Below are 16542 nucleotides of genomic sequence, written 5' to 3'. Positions count from 1 at the left end.
GCGGCGAGTTTGATACCCACGGTTGAAATCAGACATGAGGGACAATGGCCGGAGATCGCCGATCACGTCGGTGGAGATTCCTCGACGGGTAACACGATCGGACTCATTCGAGTTCAGACAAGGACTATCACGATGGCAATCGACTACACCCGACGTTCCGGCGAGTCCACTCCGTCGCAAGCACCGGTCAGCCTGAGCAAGATCACGCTCACCAAATCGGCGCCGACGGTCAACCTCGCGAAGGCGGGTGAACGACAAGGCAATATGCGCGTGAACCTCAACTGGTCACAGGGGGCTCCACCGAAGAAGACCGGTTTTCTCGCCAAGCTCGCCGGCGCAGGCTCTGGTGCGGTCGACCTGGACCTCGGATGCCTCTACGAACTTGCCGACGGGTCCAAGGGAGTAGTTCAGGCCTTGGGTAACAGTTTCGGTTCACTGACTTCTCCGCCCTACATCTCCCTCGACGGCGACGACCGCAGTGGCGCGAACACCGGCGGCGAGAACATGCACGTCAATCTTGGTGACCCAAGCGCTTTCCGGCGAATCCTGATCTTCGCGATGATCTACGACGGCGCTCCCAACTGGGCGGCCGTGGACGGCGTCGTCACCTTGTATCCCACCAACGGGCCGGAGGTGGAAGTGCGACTCGACTCCGCGAGCAACCAGGAGCGACTGTGCGCGATCGCGCTCATCCAAAGTTCAGGTCAAGGCGTGACGGTGACGCGCGAAGTTCAGTACATCAACGGCAGTCAGTCAGATCTCGATCGGGCCTACAACTGGGGAATGAAATGGGCTGCCGGACGAAAGTAGGGGCTGCGGACGCGATCTCCCCCATCCGAACGACAATGTCCGAATCATCCACAATGTCGCAAGTTACTGGATAGTGTCGAGAAGTGGGGTCGGACATGAGGGGTCACGCTCGACACCGATAGTGGGTCGGTGACGCTATGTGCTTGGCGGCGCCGACGTTCGACCGGAAAGGCCCTCGATTTCCCCCGAGATCGAGGGCCTTTTCGTATCTTGCGTCACTGTTCGCACCCTTTCATTAGTTGATCGTTAAACTAGGCGTTCGTCCAACATGCACCGATGGAGAACGTGAATGTCCACGAATTCAGATCGACGCCCGCGCCTGCCCGTGAGAATCGCCTACCTCGCCGCAGGAGTTCTCTTTGTCGCCGCCATGCTCCTGTTGGCAAGCGTCGTCAACCCTGATCGGGACCGCGATTTCTCGATGAACCACATCCCCGCGGGGACGTCGACGACCGCCTTCGCCGCAACGTCCGACCTCGGCTAACGAAGGTACCGGTACGTAAGTGGCGCACGTCACGAACTGTGGGTAGTTTCAACGCCGATGGTTCGCCGTAGGTCGGTATTGAGAGGGACGGCCAACCACTGCCCCGCCTGGTTGCCCCACCCAAGCAGGCAGGGCACCCCAGATCAGGCAGGCACCCCCGATCGGGCAGGCACCCCCGATAATTTAAGCCTCAAGTAACTGTTACTCGGGAAAGACTTGTATCAAACCGGGGCGAATCGTACATTTCATCCGGCAGTCGGCCTTCGTCCGACGCCTTTGCCGTCAATGTCGACGGAACTTCTCTGAACACCACCACAAGTCGGCCACTTGTCGTGACCGCATTCGTCCTCGCGAAAGGCTCGCCCATGTTCGATTTCTTCGGCGCAATCTCCGGCTTCTTCGGCCTACTGTTCGGCACCGGCTCGTCGAGCGGGAGCTCGGGAGGAAGCAGCGACGCACCCGTCGCCCCGCCTACCTGATCCACAAGCCTCACCCGGCACCGATCCGCCGGGTGAGGCTCTCGCGAATCTCTTTGAAACACAACGTAACAGCACTTCAACTCCACCGACTTTTCTGCGGATCCACGCCGACACACTCCGGCGTCCGGACAGTTTCACCACATCGCCTGCAGTAATGGGTCCTGTGTCCGCCATTCTCCGTCGAGGCACACCCGCAGACCTCCCAACCGACAAGGCATGTGTTCGCCGTGAGCCGGTGTCCGTTGGGGCAGCAGTCCGGGGATTGCTCGGTCAACCGCATCTCCACATTTTCGCACACATGTTCGACAACTTGATACTGCACGCTGCACATTCGATTACACCGGCCGCTTCCGGTCGGCCCGAGCGCAACTATCCCTTCCGTCACTTCGGTCTGCTTTAATACGAAGGCTTTGTCGGGGGTTTACCAATGTCCGAAGTTGTCGAGTTTCTGCGAGCACACGCAGGCGAACACGGGGTTGAACTATGGGTTTCTTCAAGAAGGCGGCTGTGACTGCTCTAGCGGTCGCTGCAGTCGGAGCATCAACAGGGATCGCATCAGCTGATCCGTCGACCGACGTGAATTACGAAGCGAAGGTCGTCGACAAGTCGATCGTCACCACCATCGACGCCGGGTTGTTCAAGGTGTCCGGCGACGGCAAGTCCGTCGTCTTGCAGGACAGCAAGGGAGCCGACCTTGTTTCCCTGCCTCTCGCATACAACCTCGGGGATCTACAGTTCCCCTTCGATCGCACGATCAGTGAAGACGGTAAGACCCTCACGCTGACACCGATCACCGATTCGGCGAAGGCAACACCTCGACCCGAGAGTGCGCCTGCGGCAAAGGAATGGACGCCCGTCGCCTCGCCCGAGGAGAATGATCGGGCGATTGCGCACTTCCAGAGCCAACTCGGACTCGGCACTCAGGTCGGCAGCCTGCTCGGCACCATCGTCGGCGCCGGAATCGGTTGCGCTGTCGGCGCTCCGCTGGGCTTGACCATCGTCGGACTCCCCGTCGCCGCGGCACTGTGCCTGGGTGGCCTCGCAACAGGCGCCGGAATCGGCGGTGTCGCCGGAACGATCCTCGGCGGCGGCGGCGCGGCTGTCGTAGCCGGCATCGATCTCGTCAACACGCTGAATGCTCCTGCCGGGACGACCGTCTGGGCTCAGTAGCCACTTGGTGGTCAGTCGCTGCTCCACGGAAAGCCCCGCCCGCCCGAAGAGGACGAGCGGGGTTTTTCGATTCAATGTGCAGGAGGATCTACGTGGTGCCCCCAGTCGGACTCGAACCGACACTTGACGGATTTTAAGTCCGTTGCCTCTGCCAATTGGGCTATGGGGGCCTTGCCGCACCCGACGGGTCGGGTGCGGCAGGGATCAGACTATCGGGTCGGTCTGAGCTACCGACATCGCGATGCCGTCGAGTATGTCGTGTTCGCTGACAACCAGTTCGGCGATCCCGGCTTTGGCTTCGAACGCTTGAGCCAGCACCGTGGTGATGATCGCTCCGCCGCCGATGACGTCCACCCGCCCCGGATGCATCGGGCCGAAGGCAGCACGATCAACCCGAGGCATAGCAATGAGACGCTCGCACACGTCGAACAGTTGATTGAACGAAATCCTCGACAGGTGCACCTTCTCGGCGTCGTACTCCGGAAGATCCTGCGCGATCGCGGCCAGCGTCGTCATGGTTCCAGCGACACCCACCCACGTGTGCGCCTTCTCGACAGGTACGGCCTCGAACGCCTCGGCAAGTTTCGCGGTCGCGAAAGCCGTCGCCTCGGAAACCTGCTCTGCTGTAGGCGGATCCGACGGTAAGCAACGCTCCGTGACGCGCACACAGCCGATGTCGGTGGAGTACGCAGCCTGGACGCCCGATGTGTCGCCGAGGACAACTTCGGTGGATCCGCCGCCGAGATCGACCACCACGAAGGGGCCCTCCGACGGATCGAGTTCTCCCACAGCACCGCTGAACGAGAGGCGCGCCTCTTCGTCGCCGGTGATGACCTCTGCTCCGGATCCGGGAATCACCGCGCCGAGCACGTCCCGCGTCATCGTGAAGAATTCTTCCCGATTCGCAGCGTCGCGAGTAGCCGAGGTGGCGACCATGCGAACGGCGGTTGCTCCGGCATCGGCGATCATCGACGCGTACTCGACCAGCGCGACCCGGGTGCGTTCGATGGCCTCGGGCGCGAATGTCCCTGTCGCATCAACACCTTGACCGAGTCGCACGACGCGCATCTCGCGCCGGACATCCACCAGACGACCGTCGGCGCCGACGTCGGCGATCAGCAGTCGAATGGAGTTGGTACCGCAATCGACTGCGGCGACACGGCGAGTCACCGGTCGGTGTTGTCGGCATCGTCGATGCCAGGCCAGTCCGCGGGAATTGCAGTGCCGCGCAGCTTTCCGTGACCGGCCAACGCGACGGACTCGTCACCGAGCGGATTGACGCCGGGTCCCTTGGCAAGCGAATGTGCCATCAGCACGTGCAGGCACTTGACACGATCCGGCATCCCACCGCCGGCAAAGTCGGTTCCCAGAGATTCGATCGCGTCACGCTCGGCAAGGTACGACTCGTATGCCCGTCGATAGGCCGCGGCAAGTTCCGGATCCTGGGTCAGGCGTTCGGTCATTTCACGCATGACGCCGGCGGATTCCTGACGGCTCGCTTCGGCAGTCAGTCGCGGGTCCGTGAGGTAGTACAACGTCGGGAACGGTGTTCCGTCCGGAAGTTTGGGGGCGGTCTTGACCACGCCCGGCTGACCGTCCGGGCTGCGGTACGCGATCTCGATCACTCCGCGTGGCTCACGGCCCAATTGAGCGGCAACGGCGTCGAGATCCGCTTGTGAAACCTGTGGGGAATTTTCGGACGTGTTGCTCACCCGGTGGGTACTCCTTGTTCTTCTGGCTCTATCGGCGCCAACGGCATCGGGGCCGGTGTCGTCGTCTCGGGAACCACTGGCGGTTCCGAAATCGTTTGCCACAGATCGCGATACCACGGACCTGTGAGCGGTGTTTCCTTTTCCTGCTTCTTCTCGGGTTCCTTGTAGTCACCGGGAAGCTGAACCTGGAACGGGGTCTCGCCCGGTTTGACGTACCGAAGGCGTTCTCGTGCAAGAGCTTCGATGTACGCAGGGTCGTCGAAGCGCGCGTTCTGCCCTTGCAGCTTTCGCAGTTCTTCCTCGAGTACCTGACGTTCCGCCGCCACCTGCGCGGCATCCGAACGCTGGCTGATGTAAGTACGGAGCGGCACTGCCAGTGTCAGCGCCAGCATGAGCACAACCATCGCGAGCACAACTGCCCGACTGGTGGACAAGCCGAAAATGGTGTTGTCCGACTTCGGAAGCCGAGACCAGAACTTGTTGGTTCCGCTCTTCCCCCGGGCCGACTTCGACCCTCGCGCCGACGCTTTCTCGGCGGAGACCCCCGGTTGCGCGGGGCCTGTCACAGCGGAATCGACTGCTTCCGGATCTACCGAAGGTTCCGACACGCGTGGGCGTCGGGCACTGTCCCGACGCGCACGCGACGGTGTGTCCCCACGACGGGAACCACGACCCCCCGGACTTCCGCCGGGGGATCGTGGCTTACCGCGCTGTGCAGACACTACTGAATCTTAGATTTCCGTCAGGCCTCGAAAGCGAAGCGCGGGAACGCAACCTCGCCGGCGTAACGTGCTGCGTCGCCGAGGTTTTCCTCGATGCGCAGCAGCTGGTTGTACTTGGCAACGCGCTCGCTGCGTGCCGGAGCACCGGTCTTGATCTGGCCGCTGCCGACGGCAACCGCGAGGTCGGCGATGGTGGTGTCCTCGGTCTCGCCGGAACGGTGGCTCATCATCGTCTTGTAGCCGTTGCGGTGAGCGAGATCGACGGCGTCGAGGGTCTCGGTCAGGGTGCCGATCTGGTTGACCTTCACCAGGAGTGCGTTGGCCGCACCCTTGACGATGCCTTCTTCGAGGCGCTCGGGGTTGGTGACGAAGAGGTCGTCGCCGACGAGCTGGATCTTGTTGCCGATCTGATCGGTGAGTGCGACCCAGCCGTCCCAGTCGTCTTCGTCGAGCGGATCCTCGATGGAAACGAGCGGGTAGGCGTCGATGAGCTCGGCGTAGAACGCCGCCATCTCGGCCGCGGTGCGGTTCTTGCCCTCGAACTTGTAGCCGGTGCCGTCGGTGTAGAACTCGGTGGCAGCGACGTCGAGAGCGAGCGCGACGTCGGTACCCAGCTTGAGGCCGGTCTTGTTCACGGCGATCGTGATGAGGTCGAGTGCTTCCTTGGTGCCTGCGACGTCGGGCGCGAATCCGCCTTCGTCGCCGAGACCGGTGGAGAGGCCCTTCTCCTTGAGAACCGACTTCAGAGAGTGGTAGACCTCGGCGCCCCAGCGCAGCGATTCCTTGAAGCTCGGTGCGCCGATGGGAGCAACCATGAACTCCTGGACGTCGACGCCGGTGTCTGCGTGCGCGCCACCGTTGAGGATGTTCATCATCGGGACAGGGAGAACGTGAGCGTTGGGGCCACCGACGTAGCGGAACAGCTCGAGGCCCGAGGACTCGGCGGCGGCGCGAGCCACGGCAAGCGAGGCACCGAGCAGAGCGTTTGCGCCGAGACGCGACTTGTCCGGGGTGCCGTCCGCGTCGAGCAGCGCCTGGTCGACCGTGCGCTGCTCGGTTGCGTCGATGCCGATGATGGCAGGAGCGATCTCGCCGAGCACAGCCTCCACGGCCTTCTCGACGCCCTTTCCGCCGTAGCGTGCGCCACCGTCGCGCAGTTCGACGGCTTCGTGCTCACCCGTCGAAGCGCCGGACGGCACCGCAGCCCTGGCGAAACTTCCGTCTTCGAGCAGAACCTCGACCTCAACCGTGGGGTTACCACGGGAATCAAGGATCTCGCGAGCTCCGACCTGCTCAATACTGGCCACTGTGTGGTTCTCCTTCGAATGGGCTTCGCATTGGGGCACGCTCTGCGTGCTTGACACTTGGGCTCCGACCCCTCCGGTCGAAAGAGGACCACGATCGCGGCTGGGCCTCTGCAGTGCCAGCACCTCTGTAGTGCCAGCACACAGCCTAACCGCACGGGCCGAAGGCTTCTTTATCGACGCGCGGTCACGGGTCCGACCTGCGGATCGATCACCGTCAGTCCGGCCGTACCCCGACTGAATACGCCGACGCACGATCACGAACGAGCGCGAGATAGTCGCCCGAGAGGTTGTACGCCATCAGTGCCTGCTGCCATCCGGCAGCGGAAGTGAGGTCTCCCCCGCGTGCACACAGGTAGCGGGCGGCCGTGAGGGCAGCGTCGTCGATGTTGTCGGGGTCCACCCGGCCGTCGCCGTTGGCGTCGACTCCCCATTTGAGCCACGTCTCGGGGATGAACTGCATGGGCCCCATCGCACGGTCGTGCACTGGATCGCCGTCCATCGCCCCGCCGTCGGTATCGGGGATCTCGGCAACTCCCGGGCCACCGTCGAGAGGGATTCCCCGAATGATCGGAGCAACCTGGCCGAACGCGTCGACCGACGAGCCGTCGTAGGTCCCGTGGCGGCTCTCGACGCTGCCGATACCGGCCAAAGTTGTCCACCCGATTCCGCAGCCGGGAAGCGTCTCGGCCATCACCGCGGCGGCGTACCCGTAGGCCTCGAGTGCCGTCGTCCCGATCCCGATGTCGTCCGACAATCCCGCTGCCCAGTCGGCGAGTTGATCAGCACTGCGGCCGGGAGCATTGATGTCGATCGGCGGCGTCGGAGAGCCGGTACCTGGGGGTATGCCCTCGGGAATAGCAACCTTCGGTTCGTTCGATCCGCAAGCCACGACGCCTGCGCCCAGCAAAGCTGTTCCGGCAGCTACTGCTGCTACGGCTCGCGAGAGACGCCGGGGACTTCTGCGGGCTGCGGGAGTTCGGTACACCCCTCCATCATCCACATGCGAGTGAACTACTCCCGAATCCATTGGTAAAGAACAGCAAAAGTACAGGTGAGAGCATGGTTCGCAGTCGATGATGGAGTATCTTCTTCTGAGTTAAGGCTGGCCTAGCCTCATGCGTTCGTCAGAAGCTGTTGCACTCACTCAGTCAGGAGTCGCCCGTGCCCGTGTCGGTACTCGCTGCCGCGAGCACACCATCAGTTGCCACCCAGCTATTCGGCAGTGGCCTGATCGGTCTGCGCGAAGGCCTCGAAGCGGGCATCGTGGTGATGATTCTCGCCGCCTACCTCGTGAAGGCCCAGCGCAAGGACGCACTGAAATGGGTGTGGCTCGGCGTCGCGATCGCCGTCGCGATGGTGGCGATCATCTTCTTCGCGATCCACTACGGAACGTCGACGGTCGACGGCCTGACCGCAGAGATCATCGCGGGCGTTGCCTCCCTGATCGCCGTCGTCATCGTCACGATCATGGTCCTGTGGATGCGCACGGCCGCCAAAAACATTTCCGGAGATCTGAAAGCGGGGATGGAGAAGGCGTTGATCGCCGGACCCGTCGCCATCTTGTCGCTGTCGTTCTTCGCGGTCGGTCGTGAAGGCGTCGAGACTGCGTTGCTCATGGTCGGTTACGCCGAGAACACCGCAGGCAGCTCCTGGCCGTTGGTCGGACTGCTCCTCGGAATTCTCCTGGCCGCCGTCTTGACCGTCGCCATGTACTTCGGCGCCCTCCGTCTCAACCTGACGACCTTCTTCCGGTACACGGCGATCTTCCTCATCGTGGTAGCCGCCGGAATCCTCTCGTACGGTGTTCGCGCTCTGCAGACCGGAAACGTCCTGCCGGGCGGTTCGAATCTCGCGTTCAACCTGACACCCGGCTACGACCCGTCGACCTGGTACGGCACCGTCCTCGCCGGAATCTTCAACTTCCGCCCGGACCCGACCCTCCTGCAAGCCGTCGCATGGCTCGTCTACCTCGTAGTCGTCCTCGCGCTCTTCCTGCGTCCCCTTCCGTCGAGCCCATCGGAACCGACAACCCCGCCTGCGCACGACACACACGTTCCCGAAAAATCCTGAGAGGCATTGCCGACATGCGTAAATCCACCCTCGTACTGGCCACGGCCGCGGTACTTCCCTTCTCCCTCGCCGCATGCACCGAGAAGACGACCGCGAGCGACGGCGACATCGTCGTCACGGCCACCGACGATTCGTGTGACGTCAGTGCCACCACTGGAACCACTGGCAGTTCGACGTTCCAGGTGACGAACAACGGCTCGAAGGTCACCGAGTTCTACGTCTTCGCCGAGGGCGATCGAGCGATGGGCGAAGTCGAGAACATCGGCCCCGGCCTTACCCGGCAGCTGATCGTCTCCCTCCCCGAGGCTGCGACCTATCAACTCGCGTGCAAGCCGGGCATGGTCGGAACCGGCATCCGTCAGGACTTCGTCGTCACGGGCGATTCGCAGGCGGCCACCGACGGGAGCGGCCAACTCGCCGAAGCTGCCGACGGCTACCGGAGGTACATCCGCAGCCAGATCGTCGCGCTGCAGGACACCGCAGCTCAGTTCGTCGCCGCCGTCCAGTCCGGCAACGTCGACCAGGCGAAGGCACTCTTCCCGATCGCACGTACCTACTACGAGCGCATCGAACCCGAAGCCGAGAGCTTCGGCGAACTCGATCCCAAGCTGGACCTGCGCGAAGCGGATCTGGAGCCCGGTCAGGTCTGGACGGGATTCCACCGCCTCGAGAAGGATTTGTGGGTGACCGGGCTTCAGCCGGATACCAACGCGGTCGCCGATCAACTGCTCGAAGACATTCAGTATCTTGCCGACCAGCTGAATGCCGAGGATTACACGATCGATCCAACCAAGATCGCCGGCGACGCCCAAGGACTGCTCGACGAGATCTCGACTTCCAAGATCACCGGCGAGGAAGACATCTTCTCGCACACCGACCTGTGGGATTTCCAGGCCAACGTCGACGGCTCGCAAGCGGCGATCGCGGCACTGAACCCGATTCTGCAGGAACGTGATCCCGAGCTCGCCCAGCGCATCGCTGACCGATTCGCCGACCTCGACGCTGCGCTGGCGCAGTTCCGGGTCGGCGACGGATTCGTGTACTACGACACCGTCACCGAGGCGCAGCGTCAGGAACTCTCGCGTAAAATCGATGCACTGTCCGCCGAGGTCAGCCAGGTCCAGGAAGTAGTCGCGGGACAGTAGATGACTGATTCACCAGAAGGCACACCCGCTGCGGAAAACGCAGCACCGCACGCAGTCTCACGGCGCCGACTGTTCGGCGCCGTGGGGGCCGGCGCCGTCCTGGCCGGTGCCGGTGCCGTCATCGGGCGGGTGACCGCCGACGAGAGTTCCGGCGCCGATCACGCAGACGTGGTCGCCTTTCGCGGCGAGCACCAGGCAGGCATCACGACGCCGGCCCAGGATCGTATGCACTTCGTCGCTTTCGATGTGACGACGAAGTCGCGCGACGAACTGATCACGCTGCTGCAGACGTGGACGGCGATGGCCGAACGAATGACGGCGGGTCAGGAAGCAACCGAAGACGGAGCGACCGGCGACGGTCCGTATGCACCACCGAGCGATACGGGTGAGGCACTCGATCTCGCGCCGTCGCAACTCACCCTGACCATCGGATTCGGACCGTCACTTTTCGACGACCGTTTCGGGCTCGCAGACAAGAAACCTGCTGCCCTGCTCGATCTCCCCCACTTCCGTGCGGACAACCTCGACCCGAATCGGAGCGGGGGCGACATCGCCATCCAAGCGTGCGCCAACGATCCCCAGGTTGCCGTCCATGCGATCCGCAACCTCGCGCGAGTCGCGTTCGGGACCGCGTCGGTCAAATGGTCGCAACTCGGGTTCGGACGAACATCCTCGACCTCGACGACGCAGGCGACGCCACGAAATCTGTTCGGGTTCAAGGACGGAACAGCCAACATCAAGGCGGAAGATCCAAACGCACTCGCCCAGCACGTCTGGGTTGATCCCACTGACGATCAGGCCTGGATGGCGGGCGGATCATTCCTCGTCGCCAGACGAATCCGCATGCTGATCGAGCAGTGGGATCGCGCAGTACTCAAGGAACAGGAAGCTGTCATCGGCCGCTCCAAACGGAGCGGAGCGCCGCTCGGTGGCAAGGACGAGTTCGACGAGCTCGATCTCGATTCAAAAATGGGACACGACTTCGTCATCCCGGAGGATTCACACGTGCGCCTGGCCTCTGCCGAGGAACTCGGTGGGATTCAGATCTTGCGCCGCGGATACAACTTCACGGACGGCTCCGATGGCTTCGGCCACCTGGACGCGGGATTGTTTTTCGTTGCGTACTGCCGGAATCCGGTCGAGCAGTTTGTTCCGATGCAGCAAAACCTTTCACGACACGATGCGCTGAACGAATACATCCAGCACGTCGGTTCTGCGGTCTTCGCTTGCCCCGGCGGTCTCGCCGACGGGAGCTACTGGGGCTCCGCGCTGTTCGCGTAGCCGAACACCGGGACACCGGTCCAGGTTGCGATCTCGGAACGAAATCTGCGCACGGAGAACTTCTCGTACGAGCGGGCACCATTCACGTCCACTGCGGCGACATCTCGGATGCACTCGGCCACCGATTCCCAACTGTCGTCGTGGAAATGGAGTCCGTCGACACCAGGTGTCACGGTTTCCGAAGCTCCCCCGATGCTGTTCGTAATCACGCGCGCACCCGCAGCCATTGCCTCCACCGGCATGATTCCGAAGTCTTCGATCGCCGGAAAGACGTATGCGAGTGCCTGCTGATACAGCGCAAAAAGCAACGCATCCGAGGGGCGCCGAACAATTCGAACGGGAACCGACGCAGAGTCAGCCATCGCGCGGAGCCGATCCTCTTCCGGGCCCGACCCTGCGATGACAGCAGCCGTTCCGGCCCGCTCGGCTGCCCGGATCACCCAGTCCAAACGCTTGTACGGAATGAACCTCGAGGCACCGAGAACGAATGGCGAGGGCAAACTGGATAGTAGCTGAATTTCGTTTTCGCTCAATCGGGACCGCCAATCCTCGACGGCGGAGATCCGGTCGACGTCCACCGGAGGGTGGATGACCCGTGATTGCACGCCCCAGGCTCGCTCAACCCGTCGACTGACGAACACACTGTTCGCTGCGAACGAGGCTCCCTCCGACGCTCTTTTGCGGTCGATCTTGCGCAGAATGGGTGATCCCAGCCTCGCGAGTGGCGAGTTTCCACGCTCGTCCAGTTCGGGAGTCCACACGTACCTGGCGGGGGTGTGCACGTAGACGAATTTCCGGAATCGCGCAGACTGCTCCCTGAATGTTGCGTGATGGGCAAACACGTGGGAGCTGATCAGCGCGAAGTCATAGCCGCGGTTCTCCAACCCTCGCCAGGTGAACGGCATGACAGGCAATGAGAGCGCTTTGCTACGACGCAATGGCGTTGCAGCGAGCACACTTTCGTTGACATCGGTTGTCGAGTAACGCCCGGGAGCATCGTTCCACAGACAATAGAGGTCAGCGTCCGGATAACAGTTGACGAACTCGTCCAGCACCTTCTCTGCGCCGCCCGAACGCTCTATCCATTCATGGACGAGTACACCTGACATTTTCGGACTCCTATGCGCTTTTTTGGCGCTTCACAAACCTAGAGATTGCCGGATCGGCATCAAACAGACTACTGGTATGTTTACTAGCAACATACAGGCAACCGATCTTGACCGGAGTGATCACCATCGAGACTCAACTGGCCACGTGGTTCGGGTCGGCAGACAGGCCGTTGCTCGGATTCGTTCACGTGCCCTCTTCAGGAACTGTCCGAGAAGCCGTGGTCATGTGTCCCCCGCTGGGCAAGGAGCACATCGACACCTATCGCGGCATGCGACTTCTCGGCGAAAAACTCGCGGCACAGGGTATGGCCGCTTTTCGTTTCGAGTACGCGGGAGTCGGCGACTCGGCCGGTGCCGAAGACGATCCTGACGCTCTCACCCTCTGGCTGAAGAGCATCGTCAGCGCTGTGGACTATGTCCGACGAGCGGGCGCGGAATCCGTCAGCATCGTCGGACTGAGAGTTGGGGCCCTCCTGGCAGCGTCGGCATTGCAGGAGTGCGGACACGTCAACTCGATAGTCCTGTGGGACCCAATTCTGACCGGCCGCAACTACCTCAGGGAACAACGTGCGTTCTACGCGATCAGCGTCGGAGAGGACGATCCCGCCGACTCACGTGTGTCGATCATGGGTGGCGTGCTGGCTCCCGAATGCGCCGACCAACTGTCACGTCTCCGCATCACCGGACCATTTCTCGGACGTCCACGCACCCTTCTGGCCGTGAAGTCTTCGGTACTGGACAGCAGAGCTGTCGCCGGGCTCGCAGCAACTCTTGATCCCGAGATGATGATCTTGGAGAACCACGACGCGTTCACGTCGCCTCCCAGTTTCTACGTCGACATCCCCTACACACACATCAGCGAAATCGCGCAGTGGTTGGATCGCCACGCGCCCACGAGTTCCTCCGCGTTCACTCCCGCGATCACCACCACAGCTCGCGTCGCGGTCACCGAAGTCGGCGAGGAGGTGTTCGAGACGTTGGAACGATTCGGCGCTCAGGAGCTCTTCGCGATCCGCACGCATCCCGCAACTTCTCCCGAATCCGAGGCAGGCAACATATCGACCACCGATGCGCCTCCCGAGCGCGGACTACTGTTCTTCACTACTGCAATCGAGCATCGAGTCGGGCCTGGCCGCTCGTGGGTGACCATCGCTCGTGAGGCCGCGGCTCTCTCGGTCACGAGTCTCCGATTCGACCGACGAGGGGTCGGCGACTCGGGTCCGATCGACGCCGACAATCCGACGTCGGTCTATTCACACGCGGCAGACGAGGACGCACGCACTGCCGTTGCCGCACTCGGCGCAGATCCGAGAAACCTCGTGATGACCGGATTGTGTTCGGGGGCATGGACCTCAGCGTCCATGGCGCTCCAGATGGGTGCGAGATCGACAATACTCGTAAACATGATCTTGTGGTCGGTGAGGCGCAAGAAGTCCCTGATGGATGCTGTCTTGCCGGAGGCTCCTCGAATCGATCCAGGTGCCGAAACCACGAAACTTCCCCTCCGCGGACGGGTGAAAGGCGTACTGCAGTCCCGTCTCCCCTATCCAGCGTGGAAGCTTCTGGGAATCAGGGGAATCACGCAGGTTCCTGAGGTAATGCTGGAGGCACTCTGCAAGCGTGGGGTGGATACCACCGTCATCCTCTCCCCCGCGGACGCCGCATGGTTCAATCAGCAACGCGGACCCGAAGGCGTTGCCCGGATGACTCACCGAGGACAAACGTTCGACGCGATCATGCCACCGGTCGGCGATCACCCGTCCTACCATCGTGACCTCCGAAATATCGTGCAAACAAAGGCGATTTCTTCGATAGCGAAAGCATTCGGAATTACGACGGTCCCTCGGGCCGACACGGCGAATGCGAACCGGTTCATCGCGTGAACACATCATTCATGTTTGTTGCTGCAATCTTCGCAGTACCCATCGTCGTTGCGATCTACCAGCGACCACAACGCGGCTTGCTGCTTGTTGCACTGTTCGCTCCGCTCCACGGTCTGTTGGCGATCATTCCCGGCGGGACATCGATGGCCGGTTGGAAGGAGGGGTTGCTCCTGCTCACGTTGGGATGCACCTTCGTCAGCCCCAATCGCCTTCGGGTAGTGCGCCCCTCGATGCCTTGGTGGCCGGCTGCCGCGGCCTGGGTAGCTTTCGGTTCCGCGTCAGCACTGCTTCTGTCCGGTATCGCCGGGGTGACATCGATAAAGATCACCTACTTCTACATCTTGATACCCGTCATTCTCTGGCGCGCACCGTTCTCGCGGGACGACCGAGATCATCTCGTGTCCGTCCTGATGGGTATGGGGATACTGACAGCAGTCATCGGACTCCTTCAGCAAGCAGTAGGGCCTGCATACCTGGTGGATCTCGGCTACAGCTACACCGAACAGATTCGAATCACCGGCTCGATCTTGCGAAGCTTCAGCACTTTCACCGGTCCGTTTGCGTTCGGTCTCTTCGTGATGCTGAGTTTGATCGTCGGTATTTCGGTCGCTCTCGCGGATCCGAAACGGCTGCGCAACATTATCTTTCTGGCCGCAACTCCGATCATGGTCGTAGGCATGGGAGTCTCGATTGTGCGGGCCAGCTACATCGGGTTGGCTGTCGGGCTTCTCTGGATTGCCGTATACAAGTATCGGTCTATCTTGATGTTGTTCGGCGCGGCTGCCGCTGCCGTTCCCTTTGTACTTCTGTTGGCACCACCATCAATCGTCAAACCACTGTTCTCGTCGTACAGTCTCGAAGAACGCGGTAGCGGATGGTCGTCGACAATCAGCTCGCTGTTCGTGCATCCACTCGGGCAAGGTCTGGGCGCAACAGGATCCGCGGCAGCAAAGGCGGCGGAAGCAGCGCAACCGATGCTCAACACGATGACGATCAAGGCCGCGACAACACTTGGGCTGATCCCCTATCAGCCCGACAACTACTACATGAAAGTCGCAGTCGAGCTCGGACCGATCGGCTTGTGGATTTTTGTCCTGGTCCTCATATCTTCCGGAGCGTCCGCGCTGAGGGCATCGCGTGTGCTTCCCGGCTCGGACGGCGCTTTGGCTCTCGGTGTCAGCGCCTCGATCGTCGCGGCCGCGGTCGCTTCTGTCGTCTCGACATATTTCGAGATATTTCCCCTCGACCTCTACTTTTGGCTACTGATTGGAACCGTGGGATGCGCACTGACTCAACACCACTCGGAGAAAGAAGCGATATCCGATCACGAATCACCCTCGGAGCCATGGCACTCCGACCTGGTGGGGGCGGCGTCCAAACCTATGCACGCGAACTACTCCGAGAACTCTCCCCACTGATCAGCGAATCGACGAACCTCAGCGCAACAGTGCAAATCGACGCTGTCGATGAGATTCCAACCGGAGTGCGCGCCGTGACGCGCCCTGTTGCCTCCGGAGCACGCAGAGCCGCGTGGGCGATGGTGCCGGTCGCGGGCAGCGACTTGTTCCACAGCCTCGACGTCGACCTCCCGATCGGGCAAGGCGGCCTGAAGATCTCGACGTTTCACGACATGTCGGTATTCGACGTTCCGTGGGCCTTCAGTCGATATCGAGCAGCTGGCGAACGCCGACTCCTGTCCGCGGCGCTACGCAAGGCCGACGTCGTCATTGCAGTATCGGACTTCACCGCCGAACGAATACTCGCACTGAGCGGTCGGCATGCCGTTGTCACGCCGCTGGCACCCGCATCCTGGGCCACGATCCCCACCGAAGCTGCAGTGACCGAAGTTCGGCGGCGATTGAAACTACCGGAGCGATTCGTGCTGCAGGTCGGAACGATCGAACCTCGAAAAGATGTCGCTCTGGTCGCCGAAGCGTGCACGGAGCTGTCGATTCCTTTTCTGCTGGCGGGCTCCGGCTCGACTGGCCCCGACGCGCCCCGTTCCGCCCGAGGATTGGGTTACGTCGCGACAGAAGACCTTCCGGCACTCTATTCCGCCGCAACTGCTGTCGCTTACTCCTCCCACTACGAGGGGTTCGGTCTGCCGCCACTCGAAGCCATGGCGTGCGGCGCGGCAGTGGTTGCGAGTGCGGTCGGAGCACTGACCGAATTCGCCGACAACGCCGCCGTGCTTGTCCGCAAGCACGACAAGGCTTCCTGGTTGGCCGCTCTTCGCTCAGTCGTCCTGGACGACGATGTCAACACCGCACTCCGTATATCTGCGCCACGTGTCGCGGCCCGATCGACGTGGACCCGAACAGCCGAATACACGGTTGACGCGTACCGCACTGCAGGGCTGAGCGTGTGAGT

15 protein-coding genes and 1 tRNA gene are annotated in these 16542 nt (G+C 62.1%); 9 read left to right on the top strand and 7 right to left on the bottom strand.

What is annotated here, in order from left to right; all coding sequences use genetic code 11:
* The first annotated feature begins 132 nt into the window (after positions 1-132).
* The 3 genes from G9U53_RS26910 (at position 133) to G9U53_RS26900 (ending at position 2943) form a co-directional block, all read left to right on the top strand.
* A complete protein-coding gene (locus G9U53_RS26910) occupies positions 133-810 on the top strand; it encodes a tellurium resistance protein TerA (RefSeq protein ID WP_007728823.1) in 678 nt (225 codons plus the stop codon).
* 289 nt (positions 811-1099) lie between these two features.
* Positions 1100-1294 carry a hypothetical protein gene (locus G9U53_RS26905; RefSeq protein ID WP_064444008.1) on the top strand — a complete coding sequence of 65 codons (195 nt, stop codon included), beginning with the start codon at positions 1100-1102 and terminating at the stop codon, positions 1292-1294.
* Positions 1295-2256: 962 nt separating this feature from the next.
* Complete coding sequence (locus G9U53_RS26900) at positions 2257-2943, top strand: hypothetical protein (protein WP_007728826.1); 687 nt, start codon at positions 2257-2259, stop codon at positions 2941-2943.
* A gap of 93 nt (positions 2944-3036) precedes the next feature.
* Here the strand turns inward: G9U53_RS26900 and G9U53_RS26895 are convergent.
* The 6 genes from G9U53_RS26895 to G9U53_RS26870 form a co-directional block, all read right to left on the bottom strand.
* A tRNA-Leu gene (locus G9U53_RS26895) sits at positions 3037-3113 on the bottom strand.
* A 34-nt stretch (positions 3114-3147) separates the two neighbouring features.
* A complete protein-coding gene (locus G9U53_RS26890) occupies positions 3148-4113 on the bottom strand; it encodes a Ppx/GppA phosphatase family protein (RefSeq protein WP_165639609.1) in 966 nt (321 codons plus the stop codon).
* Entirely contained in the window at positions 4110-4655 is a 546-nt protein-coding gene (locus tag G9U53_RS26885) for a DUF501 domain-containing protein (protein WP_003946286.1), read from the bottom strand. Before G9U53_RS26885 ends, G9U53_RS26890 begins: the two co-directional genes overlap by 4 nt.
* Positions 4652-5263, bottom strand: coding sequence for a septum formation initiator family protein (locus G9U53_RS26880; RefSeq protein ID WP_063316805.1), 612 nt, complete (start codon positions 5261-5263; stop codon positions 4652-4654). The genes G9U53_RS26885 and G9U53_RS26880 overlap by 4 nt, the downstream gene beginning before the upstream one ends.
* A gap of 134 nt (positions 5264-5397) precedes the next feature.
* Positions 5398-6684: a phosphopyruvate hydratase gene (eno, locus tag G9U53_RS26875; RefSeq protein ID WP_003946309.1), complete on the bottom strand. Its 1287-nt coding sequence runs from the start codon at positions 6682-6684 to the stop codon at positions 5398-5400.
* A gap of 214 nt (positions 6685-6898) precedes the next feature.
* On the bottom strand, positions 6899-7711 hold the full coding sequence (locus G9U53_RS26870) for a lytic murein transglycosylase (RefSeq protein ID WP_116058051.1): 813 nt from the start codon (positions 7709-7711) through the stop codon (positions 6899-6901).
* Between the two features lie 140 nt (positions 7712-7851).
* Between G9U53_RS26870 and efeU the strand changes: the two genes are divergently transcribed.
* From efeU to efeB, 3 genes are read left to right on the top strand one after another with little or no spacing between them, the layout of a single operon-like run.
* Positions 7852-8754, top strand: coding sequence for an iron uptake transporter permease EfeU (gene efeU, locus G9U53_RS26865; RefSeq protein ID WP_165639652.1), 903 nt, complete (start codon positions 7852-7854; stop codon positions 8752-8754).
* Between the two features lie 14 nt (positions 8755-8768).
* Entirely contained in the window at positions 8769-9899 is a 1131-nt protein-coding gene (gene efeO, locus G9U53_RS26860) for an iron uptake system protein EfeO (protein ID WP_047270308.1), read from the top strand.
* Positions 9900-11180: an iron uptake transporter deferrochelatase/peroxidase subunit gene (gene efeB, locus G9U53_RS26855; RefSeq protein ID WP_063316802.1), complete on the top strand. Its 1281-nt coding sequence runs from the start codon at positions 9900-9902 to the stop codon at positions 11178-11180.
* On the opposite strand, the gene G9U53_RS26850 is transcribed toward efeB, so the two are convergent.
* Positions 11153-12289: a glycosyltransferase gene (locus tag G9U53_RS26850; RefSeq protein ID WP_165639608.1), complete on the bottom strand. Its 1137-nt coding sequence runs from the start codon at positions 12287-12289 to the stop codon at positions 11153-11155. The two genes, efeB and G9U53_RS26850, sit on opposite strands and share 28 nt — an antisense overlap.
* Positions 12290-12405: 116 nt before the next feature.
* Between G9U53_RS26850 and G9U53_RS26845 the strand changes: the two genes are divergently transcribed.
* The 3 genes from G9U53_RS26845 to G9U53_RS26840 are packed head-to-tail and all read left to right on the top strand — an operon-like array spanning position 12406 to position 16540.
* A complete protein-coding gene (locus G9U53_RS26845) occupies positions 12406-14172 on the top strand; it encodes an alpha/beta fold hydrolase (protein ID WP_063316801.1) in 1767 nt (588 codons plus the stop codon).
* An 11-nt stretch (positions 14173-14183) separates the two neighbouring features.
* Entirely contained in the window at positions 14184-15590 is a 1407-nt protein-coding gene (locus tag G9U53_RS33710) for an O-antigen ligase family protein (RefSeq protein ID WP_223304407.1), read from the top strand.
* The gene (locus tag G9U53_RS26840; protein ID WP_223304406.1) at positions 15518-16540 is read left to right on the top strand and encodes a glycosyltransferase family 1 protein; all 1023 of its coding nucleotides are present in this window, start codon (positions 15518-15520) and stop codon (positions 16538-16540) included. Before G9U53_RS33710 ends, G9U53_RS26840 begins: the two co-directional genes overlap by 73 nt.
* Positions 16541-16542: the final 2 nt, after the last annotated feature.

It is taken from the genome of Rhodococcus sp. D-46 (assembly GCF_011290655.1).
Lineage (GTDB): Bacteria > Actinomycetota > Actinomycetes > Mycobacteriales > Mycobacteriaceae > Rhodococcus_F > Rhodococcus_F qingshengii.
The sequence above is the reverse complement of the archived record's forward strand: the minus strand, read 5'-3'. Positions and strand labels throughout refer to the sequence as shown.